The 24,376-nt window shown below is 38.2% G+C and carries 18 protein-coding genes; 8 read left to right on the top strand and 10 right to left on the bottom strand.

Going from position 1 to position 24,376, the window contains the following annotated elements; all coding sequences use genetic code 11:
• Positions 1-66: 66 nt before the first annotated feature.
• Positions 67-1,107 carry an A/G-specific adenine glycosylase gene (gene mutY / locus ABD682_RS04945; RefSeq protein WP_344739668.1) on the bottom strand — a complete coding sequence of 347 codons (1,041 nt, stop codon included), beginning with the start codon at positions 1,105-1,107 and terminating at the stop codon, positions 67-69.
• Between the two features lie 141 nt (positions 1,108-1,248).
• On the opposite strand from mutY, the gene ABD682_RS04940 reads away from it, so the two are divergent.
• Both ABD682_RS04940 and ABD682_RS04935 read left to right on the top strand, forming a co-directional pair.
• Positions 1,249-1,539: an HU family DNA-binding protein gene (locus ABD682_RS04940; protein WP_344739666.1), complete on the top strand. Its 291-nt coding sequence runs from the start codon at positions 1,249-1,251 to the stop codon at positions 1,537-1,539.
• A gap of 322 nt (positions 1,540-1,861) precedes the next feature.
• Complete coding sequence (locus tag ABD682_RS04935) at positions 1,862-3,406, top strand: Rne/Rng family ribonuclease (protein ID WP_344739664.1); 1,545 nt, start codon at positions 1,862-1,864, stop codon at positions 3,404-3,406.
• Positions 3,407-3,652: 246 nt separating this feature from the next.
• Here ABD682_RS04935 and ypfJ read toward each other — a convergent pair whose 3' ends face one another.
• The 4 genes from ypfJ to ABD682_RS04915 form a co-directional block, all read right to left on the bottom strand.
• On the bottom strand, positions 3,653-4,549 hold the full coding sequence (gene ypfJ / locus ABD682_RS04930) for a KPN_02809 family neutral zinc metallopeptidase (protein WP_344739662.1): 897 nt from the start codon (positions 4,547-4,549) through the stop codon (positions 3,653-3,655).
• A gap of 229 nt (positions 4,550-4,778) precedes the next feature.
• Positions 4,779-5,813, bottom strand: coding sequence for an aldo/keto reductase (locus ABD682_RS04925; RefSeq protein WP_344739660.1), 1,035 nt, complete (start codon positions 5,811-5,813; stop codon positions 4,779-4,781).
• 485 nt (positions 5,814-6,298) lie between these two features.
• Complete coding sequence (locus ABD682_RS04920; protein WP_344739658.1) at positions 6,299-7,255, bottom strand: OmpA family protein; 957 nt, start codon at positions 7,253-7,255, stop codon at positions 6,299-6,301.
• Between the two features lie 25 nt (positions 7,256-7,280).
• Positions 7,281-8,042, bottom strand: coding sequence for an exodeoxyribonuclease III (locus tag ABD682_RS04915; protein ID WP_344739656.1), 762 nt, complete (start codon positions 8,040-8,042; stop codon positions 7,281-7,283).
• 223 nt (positions 8,043-8,265) lie between these two features.
• On the opposite strand from ABD682_RS04915, the gene ABD682_RS04910 reads away from it, so the two are divergent.
• Positions 8,266-11,688, top strand: a complete 3,423-nt coding sequence (locus tag ABD682_RS04910) for a hypothetical protein (protein ID WP_344739654.1) — start codon at positions 8,266-8,268, stop codon at positions 11,686-11,688.
• On the opposite strand, the gene ABD682_RS04905 is transcribed toward ABD682_RS04910, so the two are convergent.
• Positions 11,672-12,604 (bottom strand): M28 family peptidase, encoded by a 933-nt coding sequence (locus ABD682_RS04905; RefSeq protein WP_344739652.1) that lies wholly within the window; start codon positions 12,602-12,604, stop codon positions 11,672-11,674. The two genes, ABD682_RS04910 and ABD682_RS04905, sit on opposite strands and share 17 nt — an antisense overlap.
• Positions 12,605-12,730: 126 nt before the next feature.
• Between ABD682_RS04905 and ABD682_RS04900 the strand changes: the two genes are divergently transcribed.
• Entirely contained in the window at positions 12,731-15,982 is a 3,252-nt protein-coding gene (locus tag ABD682_RS04900) for a CRTAC1 family protein (protein ID WP_344739650.1), read from the top strand.
• Between the two features lie 63 nt (positions 15,983-16,045).
• Here the strand turns inward: ABD682_RS04900 and ABD682_RS04895 are convergent, their stop codons facing one another.
• The 3 genes from ABD682_RS04895 to ABD682_RS04885 are packed head-to-tail and all read right to left on the bottom strand — an operon-like array spanning position 16,046 to position 19,493.
• Complete coding sequence (locus ABD682_RS04895; RefSeq protein WP_344739648.1) at positions 16,046-16,789, bottom strand: succinate dehydrogenase/fumarate reductase iron-sulfur subunit; 744 nt, start codon at positions 16,787-16,789, stop codon at positions 16,046-16,048.
• Between the two features lie 10 nt (positions 16,790-16,799).
• Positions 16,800-18,800, bottom strand: coding sequence for a fumarate reductase/succinate dehydrogenase flavoprotein subunit (locus ABD682_RS04890; RefSeq protein WP_344739646.1), 2,001 nt, complete (start codon positions 18,798-18,800; stop codon positions 16,800-16,802).
• A gap of 15 nt (positions 18,801-18,815) precedes the next feature.
• Entirely contained in the window at positions 18,816-19,493 is a 678-nt protein-coding gene (locus ABD682_RS04885; protein WP_344739644.1) for a succinate dehydrogenase cytochrome b subunit, read from the bottom strand.
• Positions 19,494-19,743: 250 nt separating this feature from the next.
• Between ABD682_RS04885 and ABD682_RS04880 the strand changes: the two genes are divergently transcribed.
• On the top strand, positions 19,744-21,036 hold the full coding sequence (locus ABD682_RS04880) for an aminopeptidase P N-terminal domain-containing protein (RefSeq protein WP_344739642.1): 1,293 nt from the start codon (positions 19,744-19,746) through the stop codon (positions 21,034-21,036).
• 48 nt (positions 21,037-21,084) lie between these two features.
• Here ABD682_RS04880 and ABD682_RS04875 read toward each other — a convergent pair whose 3' ends face one another.
• Complete coding sequence (locus ABD682_RS04875; protein ID WP_344739640.1) at positions 21,085-22,407, bottom strand: aspartate kinase; 1,323 nt, start codon at positions 22,405-22,407, stop codon at positions 21,085-21,087.
• 136 nt (positions 22,408-22,543) lie between these two features.
• Here ABD682_RS04875 and ABD682_RS04870 point away from each other — a divergent pair, with 136 nt between their 5' ends.
• The 3 genes from ABD682_RS04870 (at position 22,544) to ABD682_RS04860 (ending at position 24,362) form a co-directional block, all read left to right on the top strand.
• The gene (locus tag ABD682_RS04870) at positions 22,544-23,200 is read left to right on the top strand and encodes a hypothetical protein (RefSeq protein WP_344739638.1); all 657 of its coding nucleotides are present in this window, start codon (positions 22,544-22,546) and stop codon (positions 23,198-23,200) included.
• A gap of 50 nt (positions 23,201-23,250) precedes the next feature.
• Positions 23,251-24,033 (top strand): alpha/beta fold hydrolase, encoded by a 783-nt coding sequence (locus ABD682_RS04865; protein ID WP_344739636.1) that lies wholly within the window; start codon positions 23,251-23,253, stop codon positions 24,031-24,033.
• A 62-nt stretch (positions 24,034-24,095) separates the two neighbouring features.
• Positions 24,096-24,362, top strand: coding sequence for a hypothetical protein (locus ABD682_RS04860; RefSeq protein WP_344739634.1), 267 nt, complete (start codon positions 24,096-24,098; stop codon positions 24,360-24,362).
• Positions 24,363-24,376: the final 14 nt, after the last annotated feature.

The following is a 24,376-nucleotide window of genomic DNA, read 5'->3' as shown; positions in this document are numbered from 1 at the left end:
GCAAAGCTACGGTATTGCTTTGCATTTTTTTAAAATTACTAAAAAATAATGAGTGTTAATAACAAACTAATTAAAATTAAAGGTCTCAATAAAATTCCCAATCAGGATAGGAACCGGATAGGCATTTATTTTTTCTTTAGGAATTCCATTGTCAAGGGTCTCAACCGAAACAATATAAAAGGTGGTGTGCAAATGCTGATGTGATAATTTATGGATGATAGGTTCTTCATTATATAGTCTAAGTTCAAAACTTTGGTTCTTCAGTTTAGGATGCTCTTTTACCAGAGACTCAAAACGTTTTAAAGTTATTTTCTTTGGGGTTTCAATTAATGGAAACTGATACAAATTTTGCCAGATTCCCTTTCCAACACGTTTCTCCAAAAGTATTTTTCCATCTTCTGAAATGAAAACCAGAAAATTAAAATATTTCTTTTTGGGCTTTGCTGCTTTTAGTTTTACCGGCAATTCATTTATCACATTTTTTTGAAGCGCCACGCAGCTATTGTTGAACGGACACACCGAGCAATCCGGATTTTTAGGTGTACATTGGATGGCGCCAAATTCCATAATGGCCTGGTTGTAATCGGCAGGTTGCCTGGTATCCATAACACGTTGCGCCAAAGTTTTAAATTCTTTGACCCCTTTAGTAGTATTTATTGGTGTAGAAATACCAAAATAACGCGACAAAACCCGATATACATTACCATCAACCACCGCAGTATTTTCATTAAAACAAATAGAAGCAATAGCACTAGCCGTATAATCGCCTACGCCTTTCAATTTTAATAAGTCCTTATAGTTAGATGGAAATACCCCATTCAATTCATTTACAACATACTTGGCCGCTGAATGCAAATTCCGTGCTCTGGAATAATAGCCTAAGCCCTGCCACAATTTTAAAACGGTATTTTCATCGGCTTTAGCCAAATCAAAAACACTCGGAAAACTTTTAATAAACGCTTCATAATAGGGCAAACCCTGCTTTACTTGTGTTTGTTGAAGGATAATTTCAGAGAGCCAAATTTTATAGGGGTCTGTGGTTTCCCGCCATGGCAAATGACGTTTATTATTTGAATACCAGCGTATTAATATTTTATTAAAGGACATAAAAATGGCACAAGCTTAAGTAAAAATTAACGTTTATAATCTTAAATTTTAATGAATTAGGTTTGAAATATTGAATATTTAATTCCTATATTTGCATCCCTTTAGAAAATTAATAGTAACCCAAAATTAAAAATTTTAAAAATGACTAAGGCTGATCTAGTAGCGAAAATTTCTGAAAAATTAGGAATTGAAAAAGGAGATGTTCAAGCAACTGTTGAAACATTCATGGAAGAAGTAAAAACCTCATTAGAAGGAGGAGATAACGTTTACCTAAGAGGTTTCGGAAGCTTTATTGTAAAAACAAGAGCTGAAAAAACAGGACGTAATATTTCTAAAAACACTACCATAAAAATACCTGCTCACAACATTCCAGCGTTTAAACCTGCAAAAGTATTTGTTGAAGGTGTAAAAACGAATGTTGAAGTTAAATAATGCATTCAAAGAAATATTAATTTTATAAAATACACTATTTATGCCAAGTGGTAAAAAACGCAAAAGACATAAGGTAGCGACGCACAAGCGTAAAAAAAGACGTCGCGCCAACCGTCACAAAAAGAAAAAATAGATCAAAAAAGTAGTTTCTATAACTACTTTTTTGGTTTAAGAGTACAAACGTTCATTGAAATGAGTTCATAGAAGTTATGAGCTCCACGGATTTAAAAAATCCTGTGGTGTTTAGCAGGTTTGTCTGCTAAACAAAAATATTGTTTAATCCATCTGTTACGCCCAGGCGTAATGGATAAAAATTAACTACATGGAAAGAGAGTTAATCATACGATCTGGTTCCGAAGAAGTTGATTTTGCCTTACTAAAAGATGGAAAACTAACTGAATTACAAAAGGATGAAGATGGTAACAAATTTTCCGTTGGTGACGTGTTTATAGCCAAAATCCGGAAAACTGTTCCTGGTCTAAATGCCGCATTTGTTAATGTGGGTTATGAAAAAGATGCGTTTTTGCATTATCATGATTTAGGACCAAAACTACCTTCCCTTTTAAAATTCACAAAACGTGTAAGCACAGGTAAACTAAAGGATTTTTCTTTAAAAAAATTCCCATTTGAAAAAGACATTGATAAAAACGGCAAGATTGCCGATGTTTTAAAATCAAATCAATCGCTATTAGTACAAATAGTAAAAGAACCAATCTCCACAAAGGGTCCCAGAATCAGTTCTGAGATTTCTATAGCCGGTAGATACATCGTTTTAGTACCGTTTTCTAATCGCATTTCTATTTCACAAAAAATAGAAGATCGCGATGAAAAGGACCGTTTAAAGCGTTTAGTAAAAAGTATCACACCGCAAGGGTTTGGCATTATTGTTCGCACAGTAGCACAAGGCAAAAAAGTAGCAGAACTAGATAAAGATTTACAAAATTTGCTTAGTCGTTGGACGGCAATGTGTAAAAAGCTACACCGAGCACATCATCCTAGTAAAGTTTTGGGCGAAATGAATAAAGCCTCGTCATATTTACGAGATATATTCAATGATACCTTCACAAGTATTTATGTTGATGATGAAGAGCTCAGCATTCAAATTAAAGATTATTTGCAAGAAATTGCACCAAAAAAAGAATCCATCGTAAAATTGTATCAGTCGAATGTCCCGATTTTTGAAAAATTTGGCATTGAAAGACAAATTAAAACCTCATTCGGTAGAACTGTTTCTATGGCGAAGGGCGCATATCTGGTGATAGAACACACAGAAGCTCTTCACGTTATAGACGTAAACAGTGGAAACCGATCTAACAAAGCTAACAACCAAGAGGAAACAGCCCTGGAAGTTAATTTAATCGCAGCTACAGAAATAGCGCGTCAGTTACGTTTACGTGACATGGGCGGTATTATTGTTATCGATTTTATTGATATGACCAGATCTGATAATAGGCAAAAGTTGTTTAATCATCTTCGTGATGAAATGAAAGATGATAGGGCAAAACATAAAATTTTGCCGCCAAGTAAGTTTGGCCTGATACAAATTACGAGACAGCGTGTTCGTCCGGAAATGAACATTAAAACCCGCGAGGTAGACCCAAGCAGTGTTAATGGTTCTGAGATTGAAGCACCTATCGGAGTTGTGCAAAAAATAACACACGACCTCGAACAACTTATTAAAAAAGACTATAAGAAGATGACCTTAAACACACATCCTTTTATAGCGGCCTTCCTAACCAAAGGCTTTCCATCTGTACGTTCAAAATGGTTTTTTGAACACAAAAAATGGGTAAAAGTTTTACCAAGAGATGCTTACACATACTTAGAATATCATTTTTTTGATAAAAATGGTAAACAAATTAAATAACAAAAAAACCCTTTCTAAATTTTTAGAGAGGGTTTTTTTATGCCTTGTTCTGACTTAGAGATTATAGATTCCGGTCTGCGCCGGAATGACATTTCGAACTGAACGACTATCTCCTTATTTTGTCATTCCCGCGAAGGCGGGAATCTCATAATCGTCATTGCGAACGTAGTGAAGCAATCTTTTAAAATGGAACGGAACTTCTATACATGAGATTACCGCGTCGCCACGCTCCTCGTAATGACAATACTACAAAGACTTTGCATTAAAGGTATCCCCCTGAGCCAGATCACCGGTTTCAAAACCTTTTTTAAACCAGCGCATCCGCTGCGCTGAAGTACCATGTGTAAACGAGTCAGGAACAACACGTCCGGAGGATTGTTTTTGCAGGCGATCGTCTCCAATCGCATTAGCGGCGTTCAAAGCTTCTTCAAGATCGCCGGTTTCCATCATCCGGGTCATCTCCTGAGAATAATGCGCCCAAACACCAGCCAGAAAATCGGCCTGAAGCTCTAGTCGCACTGAATATTTATTGTATTCTGTTTTACTTAAATCGCCCCGTAATTGATTCATTTTATCCGTTATTCCCATAATATTTTGAATATGGTGTCCTACTTCATGGGCAATAACATAGGCCTGGGCAAAATCTCCGGGTGCATTGAGCTGGCGTTCCATATCATCAAAAAAACTCAGATCCAAATACAATTTTTCATCACCCGGACAATAAAAAGGTCCCATCGCGCTTGAAGCAGAACCACAAGCGGAACTTACAGATCCATTAAAAAGGACAAGTGTTGGTTCCCGATAATTCTTTAAAAGTTTATGCCAAACATCTTCGGTATTGGCTAAAATAGTAGCTGAGAATTGGGCGAGCTCTTCATCCTTGGCCGTCGATTTATAAGGCGTCGTAGCCTCCGTTTGAACACCGCCATTCAAAATCTGACCAATAAGGGTTAAAGGATTTTTCCCTAATATTAAGGAAACGATCAAAAACCCTCCAACTAAAAAAAGACCTACTTTAGAAAAAAGAAGTCTTAATAAGGGTTGAAGTAAACTGGGATTTAATCCGCCTATCCCCTGTCCTGGACCTCGTTGACCACGGCGATCTTCAACGTTGGAGCTTTGCCTTCTGCCTTTCCATTTCATGTGTTTTTCGGAGTTTTAAGGTTACGTTTTGGTTTTCCAATTTACACATTATTTTGATATGATGGTAGATTCCTACCTACGCAGGAAAGACGGATCATAGGGTCATGAGTAGCGCAGTGAGGAATCTATCCGTCATGGCGAACGCAGCGAAGGAATCTGTTAATATGAATCAGAACTTCTATTCATGAGATTACCACGTCGCTACGCTCCTCGTAATGACGTTAGATTTTTAAGGTGCCGGATTAGGAATCGCCTCCTGTACCGCATCAATCTCATCTAAAATGGCATCACTTAAGGTGATATTTACAGAATCAATATTCTCTTTAAGCTGATCCAAATTTGTGGCTCCAATAATATTGCTGGTTACAAATGGTCTTTGATTTACAAAAGCCAGACTCATTTGAGCCAAGCTCATGCCATGTGATTCAGCTATGTCTAGGTAACGTTTTGTGGCTTCAGTAGATTGCGCACTACTATATCGGGCAAAGCGCGGAAATAATTTCAATCGGGCGTTATCAGCTGCAGTTCCTTTGATGTACTTTCCGGATAACACGCCAAATGCCATAGGAGAATAAGCCAATAAACCTATCTTTTCACGCATGGCAACCTCGGCAAGATCTCCTTCAAAAGTACGATTCAATAACGAGTACGCATTTTGTATGGTTTTCATTCGTGGAAGGTCGTGATGTTTTGATTCTTCTAGAAAACGCATGGTTCCCCAGGCTTTTTCATTCGATAATCCGACGTGTCGAATTTTCCCGGCTTTAATTTGCTTCTCCAGATCGCCTAAAACCTTATTGAAATTTTCTTCCCACACATCACTGGAGTCGTGTTTATAATTACGGTTTCCAAAAGTATTGGTAAGGCGTTCCGGCCAGTGCAACTGGAATAAATCGATATGATCGGTCTGCAAACGCTTTAATTCTTTATCCACAGCATCTTCGATTGAGGCAAAACCGTCCTTTCGGATATGAGCTACATAATCGCTGGTTCGACCTACAATTTTACTGGCAATGATTACCTTATCGCGATTCCCTGTTTTCTTTAACCAGGTTCCGATAATCTCACTTGTGCGGCCTTGTGTTTTTGGATTGGCCGGAACCGGATAGAGTTCAGCAGTGTCGAAAAAATTAACACCGTGTTCCAGGGCATAATCCATTTGGGCATGGCCCTCGTCTTCGGTGTTTTGGTTTCCCCAGGTCATGGTGCCCAGACATATTTTACTCACTTTAATATCCGTATGGGGAATGGTGGTGTATTTCATCGGTTTTTTTCTTTTTCTTTTTTTAGTGAAGCATTTTTTTAAAACGGTTGTAAAGATAAAAAACCTTTTAGGGAATGTCTAACCTAAACATAAGATAAAGTGTTTTGGAGATTCTTCAATCGCTGCGCTCCTTCTGAATGACAAGCCAATTCTACATTGCGAACCATGTGAAGCTATCTTTCCACTGGTAATTAATTTATAAGATTACTTCGTTGTACCTCCTCGTAATGACGGACTAGATTCCTGCCTGCGCAGGAATGACAATAGGAGCGTCATTGCGAGTGAAACGAAGCAATCTTTTAAAATGAAGAAGAACTCCTTTTATCAAATTACCAGGTCGCTGCTTCCTCATACTGATGCATGCAGATAAACCCGCGTTAGGCCTGCCTGCCGGCAGGCAGGGATTGAGGCATTGTTGGAGCGCCTTGCAAAGCGCGACTGCCGAAAGCCCGACCCGGAGGGGAACGCCCAAATTATCCTAATTATTATTTCTCATTCAGGAGCTTGGTCAGCTCATCCAGTTTTGGTTCAAGAATCACCTCGATACGACGATTCTTGGCGCGTCCCTCGGCAGTCTCATTGGTTGCTACCGGAGCATATTCGCCACGACCTGCAGCCGTTAAATTCTCTGGATTGATATACGGATTTTCGCGTAAGATATTAACAATTGACGTGGCGCGTTTAGTTGATAAATCCCAGTTGCTGGTAAGGATCCCGTTGCCTTTGTAAGGCACATTATCTGTGTGACCTTCAATAAGCACAGCGATATCAGGATTGTCTGCCAAAACATTGCCCAACTGTTCCACGGCGCGGCGACCCTGACTATTTACAGCCCAACTTCCGGAATCGAAAAGTAGCTTGTTCTCCATAGATACGTATACCTTGCCGTTACGCTGCTCTACAGTAAGACCTTTGCCTTCAAAATCGGTAAGCGCGTTTGAAATAGCGTCTTTCAACGCATTCATTGCAGCATCTTTTTTGGCAATCACAGCCTCGAGTTCTGCCACACGATTGGAGCGTTCTTCAAGGGCTTTTTTAAGATTTTCAAGTCTGGTTCTTTCTGCTGCTAAGGCTTGTTCCTTGGCTTCGAGATTGGCCAATAATTCACGGTTTTTCTGAGAATTTGCTGCTATAGCTGCTGAACTATTTTTCTCTAATGCATCGTATGACGCCTTTAAATTATCGTAATTAGAACTTAAGGCATTGTATTGCATTTGAAGTTTATCGCGTTGTGCAATAGCTTCTTCATAAGCTGTTTGTAATTGTTTCAACTCGTTGTCTGAGGCGTTTTTAGCCTGGGTAAGTACATCGATCTCATCAGAAAGTTTTCTGTTTTCTTGCTTTAAATCGGCATACTTTTTCTCAAGATCTTTATATACTTTTGGGGACACACACGAAGTGAGAACGACTAATGCGAGGAATAAAAAAGAAAGCTTTTTCATGTTTTTACGTTGTTTGTTTGAGTTGTTATTTTTTAAGCTCGACTAAAATCGGACAGTGGTCGCTGTGAACGGCCTCCGAAAGTATAACGGCTCTTTTAATGTTTTCTTGTATCTTATTGGCAACCATGGCGTAATCGATCCGCCAACCTTTATTATTGGCTCTGGCGTTGGCTCGGTAACTCCACCAGCTGTATTCTTGTTTCTCTGGATGTAAATACCGAAATGAATCTGTAAATCCACTATCAATAAATTCACCGATCCACTCACGCTCTTCCGGTAAATATCCGGATACGCCCTTCATTTTTGGGTTATGGATATCAATAGGTTCGTGACAAATATTATAATCACCACAAATCACCAGATTCGGGATGTCTTTTTTCAGTTTATTCACATAGTCCTGGAACATATCCATATAATCAAACTTGTGTTGTAATCGGGCGTCGTTGGTTCCTGATGGCAGGTATAAACTCATTACCGAATAGTTTTCAAAATCGGCGCGGAGGTTCCGGCCTTCCTTATCCATCGACTCAATTCCCGTGCCATACTCAACATGTTTTGGCTTTATTTTACTAAGAATAGCCACGCCACTATAGCCTTTTTTCTCGGCACTGAACCAATAGTTGTAAGGATAACCCGCTTCTTCAAAAAGACTGAGATCCAATTGTTCTTTTAACGCTTTAATTTCCTGCAAACAAATAACATCGGGGTTTGCTGCTTTTAACCAATCTAAAAATCCTTTGTTTATGGCGGCTCTAATACCGTTTACGTTATAAGATATAATTTTCATTGATAGTCCTTTCTGATTTTATATACGTTAATGTAGACTAAAATAGTCTGTTTTAGCTAAAATAATTAATGCGTTACATTTACACCATAAAATAACCGGTTTTATCAAAAATATGTTCCGGGCATTTTATAAATTTAAATTCCGCGAAAGCGAAAATCGTTTTATAAGCTCTGAACCTTTAGAAAAACATAATATTTTAAACGATTTACAGTTTTACTAGCACATGAAATATCTAATTGTTTTATTGATTGGTTTTATGGGGTTTTATGCGTTTTCGCAGGAAACCAATTCCAATTTCAAAACAATTAAAACAGCGGTTCGCGACAGTATTCAAATGGATAGTGTCAGTATTAATTCAAGTCGGTTTTCTGTGGAAGATCTCCAGGGAAACCCTATCGATCCCAGTTTGTATGCCGTTAACTTTTCAAAAGCACTATTAATTTTTAAAAGCAAACCAAAAACGGATTCCATCAGAATTCATTATTTGAAATTTCCTGATTTCATGACCAAAACCTACAAGCAATTGGATGAATCGGTTATCGTGGAAGATAATTCCAATAGCGATAAGTTATACACCCTGTCGCAACCTAATACAAGCAATACGTTTGTACCTTTTGATGGTTTAACAACTTCGGGAAGCATTTCTCGGGGCGTTACTATTGGAAATAATCAGAACTCGGTTTTGAACAGTGAACTCGATCTTCAAATTACCGGAAAATTGAACGATAAGGTTTCCTTAAGAGCTTCCATTCAGGATGCCAATATCCCTTTGCAGGAAAGTGGTTATTCCCAACGATTAGACGAATTCGATCAGGTATTTATTGAATTGTTCAGTGAGAAATGGAACATTAGGGCCGGCGATATCGACCTGCAAAATAATTCAAGTTATTTCATGAATTTTTCAAAGCGTGTCCAGGGTTTATTGGTCAATACTAACCTTGGTAGCGCAAGTTCGAAAACGCGACTTTTTGCTTCGGGAGCCATGGTACGCGGGCAATTTACTTCAAGCCAGTTTACCGCTCAGGAAGGGAATCAGGGGCCGTATAAATTGCAGGGCCCCAATGGCGAATTATATGTTTTGATCGTTTCGGGAAGTGAAACAGTTTATGTTAATGGCGTTCCCTTGCAACGTGGTGAGGACAAGGATTATATCATCGATTATAACGCCGGAGAGATCACTTTTAATGCTACCTATCCGATAACTTCTGAAATGCGTATTACTGTAGATTACCAATATAGTGAGCGTAACTATGCCCGATTTGTAACCTATGCGGGAGGCGAACATCAAACGGAAAAATTGCAATTGGGTGTATCGGTGTATTCTGAAAATGACTCGAAAAATCAGCCCTTACAACAAAATCTTTCAGATGCTCAAATTCAGGTTTTAGCGAATGCCGGAGATGACAAGAATTTAATGCTGGCTCCTTCTGAAGTTCCGGAGAATTATTCAGAAAATCGCATTTTATACAAGAAAGAATTGATAAACGGCGCTGAGGCTTTTGTGTTTTCGAACAACCCGGATGACGACTTATTTCGCGTAACATTTACCCTGGTTGGTCCTAATCAAGGCGATTACATTTTAAGCAATTCGAACACCATAAATAATATTTACGAGTATGTTGGTGTGAATCAAGGAAATTACGCTCCGGTGATTAAGCTGGTAGCGCCAACCAAATTACAGATCGCCAATATTAATGGTATTTATATGCCCGGCGATCGCACTAAAATTAGTTTTGAAGGTGCCGGTAGTAAGAACGACCTGAATCTCTTTTCAACTTTGGATGATGCTGATAATAACGGCTTCGCCGGAAAGATGAATCTTGAGCAAAATCTGGTAAAAAATGACAGCTTATGGAATTTAGACGCTTTTGTAAGTACAGATTATATCGAAAAGGATTTTAGGACGATTCAAATATTGTATAATGCTGAATTTAATCGGGACTGGAATTTAAACCTGTCGAGAACGCCACAAGCTTTGGGAGATCTTGGAAACCAGCTGTTCTTTAAATCGGGTATGGAATTGCATCATGCTGAAAAAGGACAAATGAATTATCAATTTGAACACCTCAATTATTCTGAAGGATTTAATGGTAACCGCCAAATACTGAATGCTGATTTGTTATTGAACCGCTTTCAGATTCGCTCTTTCTCAAGTTTCCTAAAAACTGATGCTATAGATAATCGTTCGAAGTTTTTAAGATCGTACAATCAATTTTCATATAGTTTCAAAAAAAGTTGGTTGGGCACAAAATTAGATCTGGAACACAATGAACAACGCGACAAAACTACGGATAATTTAACGCCCTTAAGTCAGAAATTTTCATCCTATGAATTATTTTATGGTATTGGCGACAGCACCCGGGTTTTTGCACAAGTTGGTTACAAACACCGGGTAAATGATAGTATTCGTAATAATAGTTTACAACGTGTGAATCGTTCAAATACCTATTACATCAATTCCCAGCTTATTCAAAATACGAAAACGAAATTATCCCTGTTTGCTAATTACCGCCGACTAAAATATGACGACACCAACATTCCGGATGAACAATCTCTAAATTCGCGTTTACTTTTCAATCAGAATTTCTTTAAAAACATCCTGCTTTGGAATACGGTTTATGAAACCAATTCAGGTTCTCTGCCCCGCCAGGATTTCACATATGTAGAGGTTGAAGCAGGCCAGGGTGCTTACACCTGGATCGATTACAACGGTAATAATATCCAGGACCTGGAGGAATTTGAGATCGCACAATTTCAGGATCAGGGGAAATATATTCGCGTTTTATTACCGAACCGTGTATTTATTAAAACCCATCAAAACAGACTGAGCCAAACCTTGACCTTTAATCCCGCCTCGTGGTCCGTTAGTGAAGATAAATCACAAAAGTTTTGGTCTCATTTTTATAATCAAACCAGCTACTTGATAGATCGTAAAATAGAACGCGAAGGCCATGGTTTTAATTTAAATCCGTTTCAAGCCGATGCCGATAACCTTTTGGGATTACAGCTAAATTTCAGGAATGTGTTATTCTTGAATCGCGGTAAACAACATTATACCACCTCGTATACCTTAATTAATAATCAAACACGGCGCGTGTTGTCTATTGGTGCAATTTCAACAAGTTTAAAAAGTCATCAATTCAATTTCAACCATAAACTTTCAGAGAACTGGTTATTGAATATTTTGAGTTCTTTTGGAACTAATGAAAGTACCAGTGAGAATTTTTCCAGCAGAAGCTTTAATTTTAATGAAGGCCTTTTTAATCCTAAATTGTCTTATCTGTTCAACGAAAATTCCCGCTTCGATGTGTTCTTTCAACAGGCCTCAAAGAACAACACCATTGGCAATTTGGAATCTTTAAAACAGCAGAAATACGGGATGTCATTTTCTTTTGCCAATCCAAGATCAGGCGCTATTAATGGTGAGTTCAATTATTTTTCAAATGGTTTTACGGGTAATGCCAATACGCCGGTGGCCTACCAAATGCTGGAAGGTTTACAACCCGGAAAAAACTTTACCTGGAGTTTACTGGCACAAAAAAAGTTAACGGATTTCCTGGATTTGAATTTGAGTTATTTCGGACGGAAAACACCAACGAGCAAAACCATTCATACAGGCTCGGTACAGCTTAAAGCCTACTTTTAAAACTAATATTATCCACTTTTCTGATCACTTTGATAATGGTATTTACGGCCTGCGTGTAAAATTCAGGTTGAATATTCACAAAATCATCTGTGGGTTGATGATAATCTTCATGATCTGCAACACCGAAATACAAAAATGGAATTCCCTTTGCATAGAACGGTTCCTGATCTGAGGAATAGATCCAGTTCTCCTCGCCGTCGTAGCCATCGTGGCCCGGGGTTAGTTTTATTTCATTATTAAAATGATAGCCTACGATACTTTGACGCAATTGTTCATTTTGCATCGTTCCAACAACAAAAAGTTCATTATTCATACTTCGGCTTATCATATCCATATTAACATTCAAAACGATATTATTTTCATTCACAATCGGGTGATCCACAAAATAAGTAGAGCCTTGAATATCTAATTCTTCTCCATCAAAAGCAGCCAAAATAATAGAATGCTTCAGTGGATGGTCCTTAAAATATTGCGCCATAATGAGGAGTGCACTGGTGCCGGAGGCATTATCATCAGCGCCATTGTAAATTTGGCCCTGTTTTATTCCTTCATGATCGTAATGCGCGCTGATAACAATGTATTTACTTTTGAAACTAGTACCTTCAATAAGCCCCAAAATATTAGTCCCTTTGTAATCCTTTCCGTTGTGTCGAAAAAAGAATATTTGCTCGTAGTTGTCTTTCTTTAATGGCTTTATTTGAATTTTGGAAAAAACATCAACAATATAATTCTTTGCTTTAAGGCCACCCTTAGTTCCGGTTCGCCTTCCCTGAAAAGCATCCGATGATAAATTTTGAATATTGCGAAGGAGTTCCTGCGGATCAAAATAGTCGGAGTAAATACTGGTAGATCCGTTTTGTGCGGAAACACTGAAAAATAAACTAAATATGAGGCAATAAAAAAAGGTTTTCAGCATGTAATCAAAATTTAAAATAAAAATACAATTTAAAACTTGAAGCTGAAAAAGTAAAACATAGACTCCCTGATTTTTAATTTTTTTTATTTATAGTATATTTGATTTTTAATTTGTTATTCATTAAGCATGTCAACCACCATCAGACTATTGCTTGTATTTATAGCATTTTTTTGCTTTCAGTTTTGCGCAAAAAATGACGATACGCCACAAGCCAACTTTCTTTTTCAAGAATTATCTCATAATAAATCACATGTTGATTTTAAGAATACCTTAAAAGAAGATGCCCAGCATAATATCATCAACTACATCTATTTCTACAATGGTGGCGGTGTGAGCGCTGGTGATATAAATAATGATGGATTACCCGATCTTTTCTTTATTTCGAATCAAAATGAAAATAAATTATATCTGAATAAAGGTCATTTAGAATTTGAAGATATTACGAAAAAAGCCAACGTAGGTGGTAACGCCGATTGGAATACGGGAAGTACCATGGTAGATATTAATGGCGATGGCTATTTGGATATTTATGTTTGTGCTGTTTCCGGACTTTTAGATTTTAAAGGGCATAACGAACTCTATATTAACAATGGCAATGGCACTTTTACCGAACAATCCAAAGCTTATGGTTTGGATATAAAAGCATATTCTACCCACTCCTATTTTTTTGATTACGATAAAGATGGTGATCTGGATTGTTACATTGTGAATCATGCTATTCATACCATTCATTCACATGGCGAAGCTGCCGTGCGAAATAAACGTGTTCCTTATGTAGGCGATCTGCTTCTGGAAAACAACAACGGCCATTTTGAAGATGTAAGTGAAAAGGCCCATATTTATGGCGGCATTAATGGTTATGGACTTAGTGCCTCCATTGCAGATTTCAATAACGATGGCTGGGATGATATTTATGTTTGTAATGATTTTCAGGAAGAAGATTATTATTATTTGAATAATCAGGATGGAACCTTTAGAGAATCTCTAGGGAAAGCATTTTCAACCATTTCCCATTTTTCTATGGGAAGTGATGCCTCCGACATCAATGGTGATGGTTACCAGGATCTGATCGCACTTGATATGTTACCACGTGATGAAAAAGTTATAAAAGAAACCGAAGGTGACGATGCCATGTATACTACCTTTCAAGACCTGCGAGACAAAGGCTACAAGGATCAATATTCCAGAAATATGCTACAAATGAATAAAAAAGGGCAATATTTCACAGAGGATGCACTATTTAATGGTGTCGAAGATACGGATTGGAGCTGGACACCATTATTAGCAGACTTTAATAACGACGGCTATCAGGATCTTTTTATCAGTAATGGGATCAAGCGACGCCCGAATGATATGGATTTTACGAAATACGTGGCTAATAGTTTTAAAAAAGAAAACAGTACGGATTATCTCTATAAATCGATTGATAAAATGCCTAGCGGAAAGGTTCCAAATAATATTTTCAAAGGTAATGGCCAGAAGTTTACAGATGAAACCGGTGAATGGATGGCAGCTACACCTTCCCTTTCCAACGGGGCTACCTATGCAGATTTAGATCTGGATGGTGATCTGGATATTGTAACCAATAATGTAGACGATTATGCTACAATTTACGAGAACACATCCAGTGGCGGGGAACATTATTTAGGCCTTAAGTTGAAATACAAAGCCATGAATACCTTCGGATTAGGTTCCAAGGTAATTGTTTACTCCGGCGAGAAAGAACAATTCAAACAACTATATAGTTCTCGTGGTTTTTCATCTTCTACACCAGCCAGGCTTCATTTTGGATTAGGTGTTTCAAAAAGCATTGATTCCTTGAAAATTATCTGGCCGAATAACAGCTATCAAATAGAAACCAATCCTAAAATAGATACAACACAAACTATTGCATATCGTGAAACCGGTAAGCAAATGAGTTATCCAAAAGATGGAGCTTCAAAATCGGAATTTACCCCCGCTAACCTGCTTTCATTTACTCATAAGGAAGACGAATATTACGATTTCAATAATGAAAAAATTATTCCCTATCAGGTATCTAAGTTGGGTCCGGCTATCGCTGTTGGGGATATTGACGGTAATGGTTACGCAGACATTTACATTGGTAATGCCTCAGGTTATGCTGGTCAGTTATTTTTGAACGATGGCGCAATTTTCAGCCCTTCTGCCCAAAATCAGTTTGAGTTAGATGCTCAGTTCGAGGATAATGCTGCCGCCTTTTTTGATGCCGATGGTGATGGCGATCTGGATCTCTATGTGGGCTCAGGTATCAATAGGGTTCGAAATAAAAATTATGAAATGGACCGTTTATACCTAAACGAAAACGGACAATTCACCAGGTCGAAGGATGGTATTTTTACCAATATTTTAAATACCTCAGCGGTGGCACCATATGATTATGATCAGGATGGCGATGTTGATCTGTTCATTGGTAATTTATCCGATCCGGGGCATTTTGGAAATACTGTAAATGCGGCTATTTTAAAAAATGACGGCAAAGGTAATTTTAAAACCGTGGAACAGAATTTTTCTTTGAAGAGTTTCGTGACTTCAGCTCACTGGATCGATATTAATGGGGACAATCAAAAAGATCTTTTGATTTCAACGGAATGGGATGCACCAAAAATATATCTGAATCAAAATGGTGTTTTAAGTCCAATAGAGGTGCCCGAAAAATTAAATGGTCTTTGGGAGAGTATAACCGCTTTCGACATCGATAAAGATGGTGACCAGGATATCTTACTTGGAAACTGGGGCTTGAACACAAAATTCAATCCAAGTGAGGAGAGTCCGCTAATGATGTATTTTGGTGATTTTGATGATGACGGAAATACCGAAACGGTTCTAGCCTACACAAAGAATGGCAAGGAATACCCTGTAAACAGCAAGGATGAATTGGCCTCACAAATGAATGTAATTCGCAAACGTTTTGTAGAGCACAAAGATTATGCTCTAAAAACCATTGAAGAAGTTCTAACACCTGAAGCACTTAAAAAAGCTAAGAAATATTCAGTGTACACACTGGCTTCCGGATATCTGGAAAATAATAACGGACGGTTTTCAGAATTCAAACCCTTTCCAAAGGAATTCCAATTAGCACCAATTCATAGTTTCGATAGTATTACTCTCGATGGTGAAAACGCTTTGATCGTTTCCGGAAATAGCTTAAGTATGAATACCTATCACGGCGGATATACTTCATTAAAAGGACTGTTTTTAAGATCGATCTCAGACTATGATTGGGTATCGGATTATGGTATGGCACCATTTAACAACCAGATCAAAGGAGTTAAAACCATAAAAATGAAAAATGGCAAAACTGCTGTTTTGGTGATTCCTGATGACGATCCTGTACAAACGTATCTTTTCAAAAATTAAGACATAAAAAAAGTCTGATGAAAATTCATCAGACTTTGAATTTTATAAATTGAGAACGCCGTTTTATTTCATAGACGCCTTTAAATATTCTCGATTCATACGAGCTATATTCTCTAAAGAAATTCCTTTAGGACATTCCACTTCGCAAGCTCCGGTATTGGTACAGTTTCCAAAACCTTCTTCATCCATTTGTTTCACCATGTTCAAAACACGATCAGTCGCTTCAATTTGACCTTGAGGCAACAACGCAAATTGCGATACTTTGGCAGAAACAAATAACATAGCCGATGAGTTTTTGCAGGTTGCTACACAAGCGCCACAACCAATACAGGTGGCTGCATCGAATGCCTTATCAGCATGATCCTTTTCAATAGGGATATTATTCGCATCCTGCGTATTACCGGAAGTATTCACAGAAATAAATCCTCCCGCCTGTTGTACACGATCGAATGCTGAACGATCTACGATGAGATCCTTCACCACGGGGAAGGCATTTGCTCTCCATGGTTCTATATAAATGGAATCGCCATCCTTAAAACTTCGCATATGTAATTGACAAGCGGTTGTACCTGTTTCAGGACCATGTGCTCTTCCATTAATGAACAGCGAACAAGATCCGCAAATTCCTTCTCTACAATCATGATCGAAAGCTACCGGCGATTCGCCTTTTTCAATTAAACCTTGATTCAAAACGTCAAGCATTTCTAAAAAAGACATATCAGGAGAAACATCGCTTACCGGGTAGGTAACCATTTGTCCTTTATCGTTGGCATCTTTTTGACGCCATATTTTTAACGTTAAATTCATTCTAATGTTTTTATTTGTAACTTCTCACTTTCACTTCTATGTTTTCGTACTGAAGATCTTCCTTATGAAGCACAGCATCGCTTGGTTTGCCTTTATATTCCCAGGCTGAAACAAACTGATATTCTTCACGACGTAAAGCCTCACCTTGTTCTGTTTGGTATTCTTCTCGGAAATGACCACCGGCTGATTCTTCACGTTCAAGAGCGTCTTTAGCAAACAATTCGCCTAGCTCCAAGAAATCCGCTACACGACCAGCTTTAGCCAACTCCTCATTAAACTCGTCAGCAGTTCCGGGAATAAGAACATCCTTGTAAAAGGCTTCACGCAGTTCAGCGATTTCCTTAATGGCTTCTTTTAATCCTTCAGCATTTCTGGCCATACCACATTTATCCCACATAATTTTTCCTAAACGTTTGTGGAAATAATCTACAGATTTGGTTCCTTTATTATTAATCAAAGCTTCAATACGCTCTTTAACCTGTTTTTCTGCTTCTTCAAACTCTTTCGTATCCGTTGGGATCTCACCGGTTCTAATGTCGTTCGATAAATAATCCCCAATGGTATAAGGCAACACAAAATAACCATCTGCTAAACCTTGCATTAACGCCGAGGCTCCCAAACGGTTGGCACCGTGATCAGAGAAATTCGCTTCTCCAATGGAATACAAACCTTGAACTGTGGTCATTAAATTATAATCAACCCAAAGACCTCCCATGGTGTAATGCACCGCAGGATAAATCATCATAGGTGTTTCATACGGATTTACTCCTACGATTTTTTCATACATCTGGAATAAGTTCCCATATTTACTTTCAACGATCTGTTTTCCAAGTTTGGTGACCACTTTGGAATCATTCGAATCCAGACCTTTAATATGCGCCTGCTCTTTTCCATAGCGCTCAATAGCGGCTGAGAAATCAAGGAAAACGGCCTCTCCGGTTTTATTCACACCAAAACCGGCATCACAGCGTTCTTTCGCTGCGCGCGAAGCTACATCACGAGGCACCAGATTACCGAAAGCCGGATAACGACGTTCCAAATAATAATCTCTATCATCTTCAGCAATTTCGGTAGGTTTTAATTTTCCTGCCCGAATAGCTTCAGCATCTTCTTTCTTTTTTGGTACCCAAATACGACCGTCGTTTCTCAAAGATTCAGACATCAATGTTAATTTAGATTGATGATCTCCTGAAACCGGTATACAGGTTGGGTGAATTTGGGTGTAACAAGGGTTTGCGAAAAAAGCACCACGTTTATGTGCTTTCCACGCAGCGGTTACGTTACTTCCCATAGCATTCGTTGACAGGTAAAACACATTACCATAGCCTCCGGAAGCTAGCACTACCGCATGCGCAGCGTGACGCTCAATTTCTCCGGTTACTAAATTTCGTGCAATGATGCCGCGGGCTTTACCATCAACAATAACAACATCTAACATTTCGTGACGGTTATACATGGTAATCTTTCCTCTGGCGATCTGGCGGTTCATAGCAGCATAAGCTCCTAAAAGTAACTGCTGGCCAGTTTGTCCTTTAGCATAAAAAGTACGAGACACCTGAACACCCCCGAATGAACGGTTATCTAATAAACCACCGTACTCTCGGGCAAAAGGCACCCCTTGAGCCACACACTGATCGATGATATTTGTAGATACCTCAGCAAGACGGTAAACATTGGCTTCACGCGAACGGTAATCGCCACCTTTAACCGTATCATAAAATAAACGGTAAGTAGAGTCGCCATCACCTTGATAGTTTTTGGCTGCATTAATACCACCTTGAGCCGCAATGGAATGTGCGCGACGTGGCGAATCCTGATAGCAAAATGCTTTAACATTGTATCCTAACTCGGCCAGGGTAGCTGCAGCAGAACCTCCTGCTAATCCAGTTCCAACAACAATGACATCAATTAGTCTTTTGTTTGCCGGACTAACCAGTTTAATATCGTTTTTATGTTTCGTCCATTTGTCCGCTAATGGGCCATCTGGTATTTTAGAATCTAATATTGACATGTTAGTTACGTTGTTTTAGTGGGAAAAATGATGAAATAAGGCAATAAAAATAAATCCTAATGGAATGCCTATCGCGTAAACACGACTGAAGCCTTTTAAGCCTTTTACATATTTATTATTTGCACCAAGCGATTGGAAAGCCGAATTGAATCCGTGGAGTAAATGTAAACTCAACAGGATAAAGGCCACAACATAGATACCAACACGCAAAGGACTTTCAAATTTATGAACCGTTTCCGTGTAATATCTAAAGGTATCACCACCATTCATGAGTCCGCTCATATCCCCTTGAATGTATTTGGTATTCATTTCAGGAATCCAAAAATCTGCAAAATGCAAAGCTAAAAATGCCAGAATAACGGCGCCGCTCAATAGCATATTACGACTCATCCAGGTTGAATTCCCTGATGGATTTGAATTCACATAACCAATTTTCCGGGCACTCCTGTTTTGAATTTCCAACACAAAACCCATAATAAAATGAAACACCACACCAAAGATCAGGATGGGTTGCATAATAAATTGGATCACCCAATTCGTCCCCATAAAATGAGAAGCTGAATTGAAGGCATCTTCACTAAAAACAGATAATAAATTGATGGAAAAATGTAAAATTAAAAAGGACATTAGTAAAAAGGCTGAAAGCGACATGGCTACCTTTTTTCCTATCGAAGATTTTAAAAATCCGCTCATTATTTTGTAGTTAAATTTAGTTTAGCAAAGGTACGCTACAATGGCATTTTTGACAAATTACACGACCCTTGTTTGGTTATTTAGAATCATTTTATATAAAAATGAAGTCTTCTGTAAAAATACTGAATTTTTAATGAAATAGGTATTAGAATTATAAATCCTTTCTATTCAATTATTGAGTTTTTACTAATGCCAAACGTCTTAAGTTTTGTACTTTTAAGGACTGAAAAAATAACTGAAAATTTTCGACATGAAATATCATCCTATAGACAAGAAATTATTCATTAAAAATCGTAAAAATTTTGCCGCTAAAATGAAACCAAACAGTTTGGCGGTATTTAATTCGAACGATATTTATCCGATAAGTGCAGATAGCACGATGCCTTTTCAACAACACCGCGACATCTTTTATTTAAGTGGTGTTGATCAGGAGGAAAGTGTCTTGGTAATCTTTCCGGATTGCCCTAATGAAAAACATCGCGAAGTACTTTTTCTAAAAGAAACCAACGACCATATTGCTGTTTGGGAAGGTGAAAAGTTAACCAAAGAAAAAGCCTTTGAAACCAGCGGTATAAAAACGGTTTACTGGCTTCAGGATCTGGAAAAGATCATGTTTGAAATGATGACCCAGTGCGACACGGTTTACATCAATACCAACGAACACTACCGTGCCAACGTAGAAACCGAGACCCGTGAAGATCGTTTTACAAAATGGCTGCTAGCAAAATATCCGGCGCATTCGGTAGCTAAGAGTGCTCCCATTTTACAACGCCTGCGATCCGTAAAAGATCCTATGGAGATTGATATTATGCAGCAAGCTTGTAATATTACCGAGAAAGGATTCAGACGTGTTTTGGATTTTGTAAAACCCGGTATTTGGGAATACAATATTGAGGCAGAGTTTATGCACGAATTTTTGAATAACCGCTCCAGAGGTTTTGCCTATACGCCTATTGTAGCCTCCGGAAATAACGCCAATGTATTACACTATATTGAAAATAATCAGGAGTGCAAAGCAGGAGACCTTATCCTTCTGGATGTTGGAGCCGAGTACTCAAATTATTCCAGCGATATGACACGAACCATTCCGGTTTCAGGAAAATTCACCAAGCGTCAAAAGGAAGTTTATAATGCTGTTAATCGTGTAAAAAATGAAGCTACAAAACTTTTGGTTCCAGGAACTCTTATTGGAGAATATCACAAAGAAGTGGGAAAAATGATGACCTCAGAGTTACTCGGTTTAAAACTTTTGGATAAAGCTGATGTACAAAATGAAAACCCGGATTGGCCGGCATATAAGAAATATTTCATGCATGGCACGTCACACCATATTGGTTTAGATACCCATGATTACGGAATTTTGACTGAACCTATTCAGGCGAACATGGTATTTACTGTGGAGCCTGGAATTTATATTCCTGATGAAGGATTTGGTATTCGTTTGGAAGACGATTTTGTTGTTCAGGAATCGGGTGAACCCTTTAACCTGATGCGCAACATCCCAATCGAAGCCGACGAGATCGAAAGCATCATGAATTCATAAAAAAAAGGGCGCTGTTAGCGCCCTTTTCTCAGCTATTAATTAACCAAATTAAACCACTGCCAACTCAAATACATAAGCATTGAGTTTTTGCAGAGTTTCCACTTTGTCTGTGGTATTGATAAGTAAGGAAATGTTATTGTTGCTTCCTCCGTATGAGATCATACGGATTTTCACATCGTGCAGAATTTGGAATAATTTATAAGTATCGTAATGATTTACGATGGCATGTCCAACCAAACATACAATACTTTGATTGTGATCTACTTCAATGGTAGCGATCTTTTCTAGATCAACTAAAATTTTATCAAGATTTTTTGTGTCGTCAATCGTGAGTGATACGGCAACCTCAGACGTTGTAATCATATCAATAGAGGTTTCATAATATTCGAATATTTCGAATACTTTTTTCAAAAAACCGTGGGCTTGAAGCATCCGTCCAGATTTGATTTTAATGGCCGTAATACCATCTTTGGCGGCAATGGCCTTCACACCATTTTCTGAGGTAGATTCTGAAATTAAAGTACCATAAGCTTCAGGATCCATAGTATTTTTTAAGCGCAAAGGAATATTATCGGCGCGTACGGGAAGTACGGTTTGAGGATGTAATATTTTGGCCCCAAAATACGCTAACTCTGCAGCCTCATCAAAGGACAAATTGGCTATGGGATGCGTCCCTTCAACACAGCGCGGATCATTGTTGTGCATACCGTCGATATCGGTCCAGATCTGCACTTCTTCAGCATGAATAACCGCTCCTAGTATGGTAGCCGTATAATCACTTCCACCACGTTGTAAATTGGAAATTTTACCTTGATGGTCCAGACAAATAAAGCCTTGAGTTATATAAATGTTTGCCGGTTCAACTTGTTCAAGTTCCTTTTCAAAAGCCAATTTTATAGCCGGTAGATCAGGATCATGAAGGACGTCGGTACGCATAAAATTTAAGGCAGGGAGAAGGGTTGACAAAAGTCCTTCTTGTTTCAAATAATTATTAAACATAAAAGTTGAGAGTAGCTCTCCCTGCGCCAATATGGTATTCTCTATTTCAATTGAAAAATGAGCATCGCATAATGCTCTTAAAGTATTAAAACGTTCCCGAACGTAAACTTTGGTATGATCATTCAAAACAGCATTCTGTAAAAGCTGATCTACAGTTTTTAAATATTTGAATTCAAGATCGTTAATTTCTTCGATGGCCTGAGCCGACTTTCCTATGGCAATCATTTGCGCAATAGCTACCAACGTATTGGTAGTGCCGGACATGGCAGAAAGCACAACAACCTTAGGCGCACCATCATTAATGATATCCTTTACATGCGCCATATTTTCAACAGAACCCACAGAGGTGCCACCAAATTTTAAAACCTTCATTATCTATCTGATTTAGTTTTTCTAATGATTTTAGCAACAAAACTATAACCTCGCTTTACAATAACACTATTTTTTCAAAAAAAAGTTTATTTTTGCACATAATGTTAAATATTTAACAAGTTCAAAATTTTATAACATGAAAACGGTATCGCACTGTGTAGAGGACATTTTGATTACGCAGCCTTATTTGGAGGAAGCCTTATCCCGAAATATTATCAATTTTAGCGCCTTAGCCATTGAGCTCACGGAACCCATAAGTAAAATGCTGAAAAAAGAAGTGAAACCGGGAGCCGTCATGATGGCATTGAGGCGTTACAACCCACCGCCAACACTTGGCAACTCGATCAAAATGAAACGCGTTATCGAAAATTTGGGGGATATCACTGTGCGTTCAAACCTCACCGATTTCACAGTTAGAAATTCGGACACCATTATTGACAACCACGCTAAAATTTTAGAACGTATCAATCAGGAATCGAAATTATTCTACACGTTCACCCGTGGGATCCATGAAAGTAATATTATTATTTCAAGCAGTTTAAATGACTTTATAAAAGACTGTTTAGAAAATGAACAATTTCTAGCTATCCAGGAAGGCTTATCTGCCATAAGCGTGAACCTTCCACAGAATAATTCGAAAATTGCCGGTTTATATTATCACTTTTTTAAGCGTTTGGCCTGGGAAGGCATTGTGTTATACGAAGTTCTTTCTACCACAAACGAGTTTACTATTTTAGTAGAGGATGAATACGTTGACAAAGCCTTTAGCGCCATAAAAAAAGTAAAATCTTAACAGCGTTTTAGAACGCGTGTTTTCTTTGGAATCCTATCTTTGTTTCCCAAATGAATATCCAAAACTTTACATATAAAGGTATCCCTGTTTCTTATTCTGACGATGGTGCCGGCGAAGTTATTTTATTACTTCATGGTTTTCTGGAAAGTAAATTGATCTGGCAACCTTTTATTAAGGAATTGGCAAGGAAAAACCGCGTCATCACCATGGATCTTCTTGGTCATGGGCAAACCGGTTGTTTAGGTTATATCCATAGCATGGAGCTAATGGCAGAGCCCATAATTGAACTCCTTGAAAACCTTAAAGTTAAAGATTGTATCGTTCTGGGACATTCCATGGGTGGATATGTGGCTTTGGCTTTCGCCGAAAATCGACCCGATCTTGTAAAAAAAATAGGTTTAATAAATTCGACTTCGCGTGAAGATTCCAAAGAGCGCAAACGAAACCGTGATCGAGCAGTGAAGGCCGTAAAAGAAAATCCGAAACGGTTTATACGGATGGGTATTCCAAATTTATTTTGCGAAGAAAACCGAACTGTTTTTACTGAGGCTATTAAAAAAGTAACCGAAGCAGCTTTAAAAACGCCAACTCAAGGGATCATTGCTGCTTTGGAGGGCATGAAGATCCGCCCGGAACGAACTCATTTTTTATCTGGTTTGAATGTACCCAAATTGATGATCGCAAGTAAAAAAGACCCGGTTTTAGATTTTAAAGCTTTAAAAAAAGAGGCGGAAGAAGCCTGTATGACTTTGGTTGTTTTTCCTGATGGCCATATGAGTTTTATTGAGAATAAGGACGAATTCTCAAAACAAATTATGTATTTCATCGAATAATTTATGCATTTTATCGGTATTTTGAATTTTTTTTCTACATTTAGGAACTTAAATCTACCGAAATGAGAGAACAAACTCAACATCCCGGCTTATTTCCAAAAATGTATTGCTCCGTTTTTGGACATCATTATGTAGTATCAAAAAAAGTGACGTACCACGTGAAAGAGTATACTTGCAGCCATTGCAAAAAACAACTTACCACAAACAGTAATGGCCATCTCATAGAATTAACCCCAAAATTCAGAGAAATTAACGCTATCCTGGAACGTATACACAACAATCGAATTTTACGTTCAAAGGAAAAAACACTCGCTTCATCGATTTATTAACAATGCGTTTCATC

The sequence above is a fragment of the Gaetbulibacter aestuarii genome, assembly GCF_039537665.1.
Classification (GTDB): Bacteria; Bacteroidota; Bacteroidia; order Flavobacteriales; family Flavobacteriaceae; genus Gaetbulibacter_A; species Gaetbulibacter_A aestuarii.
This window is presented reverse-complemented; position numbering and strand designations above follow the sequence as displayed.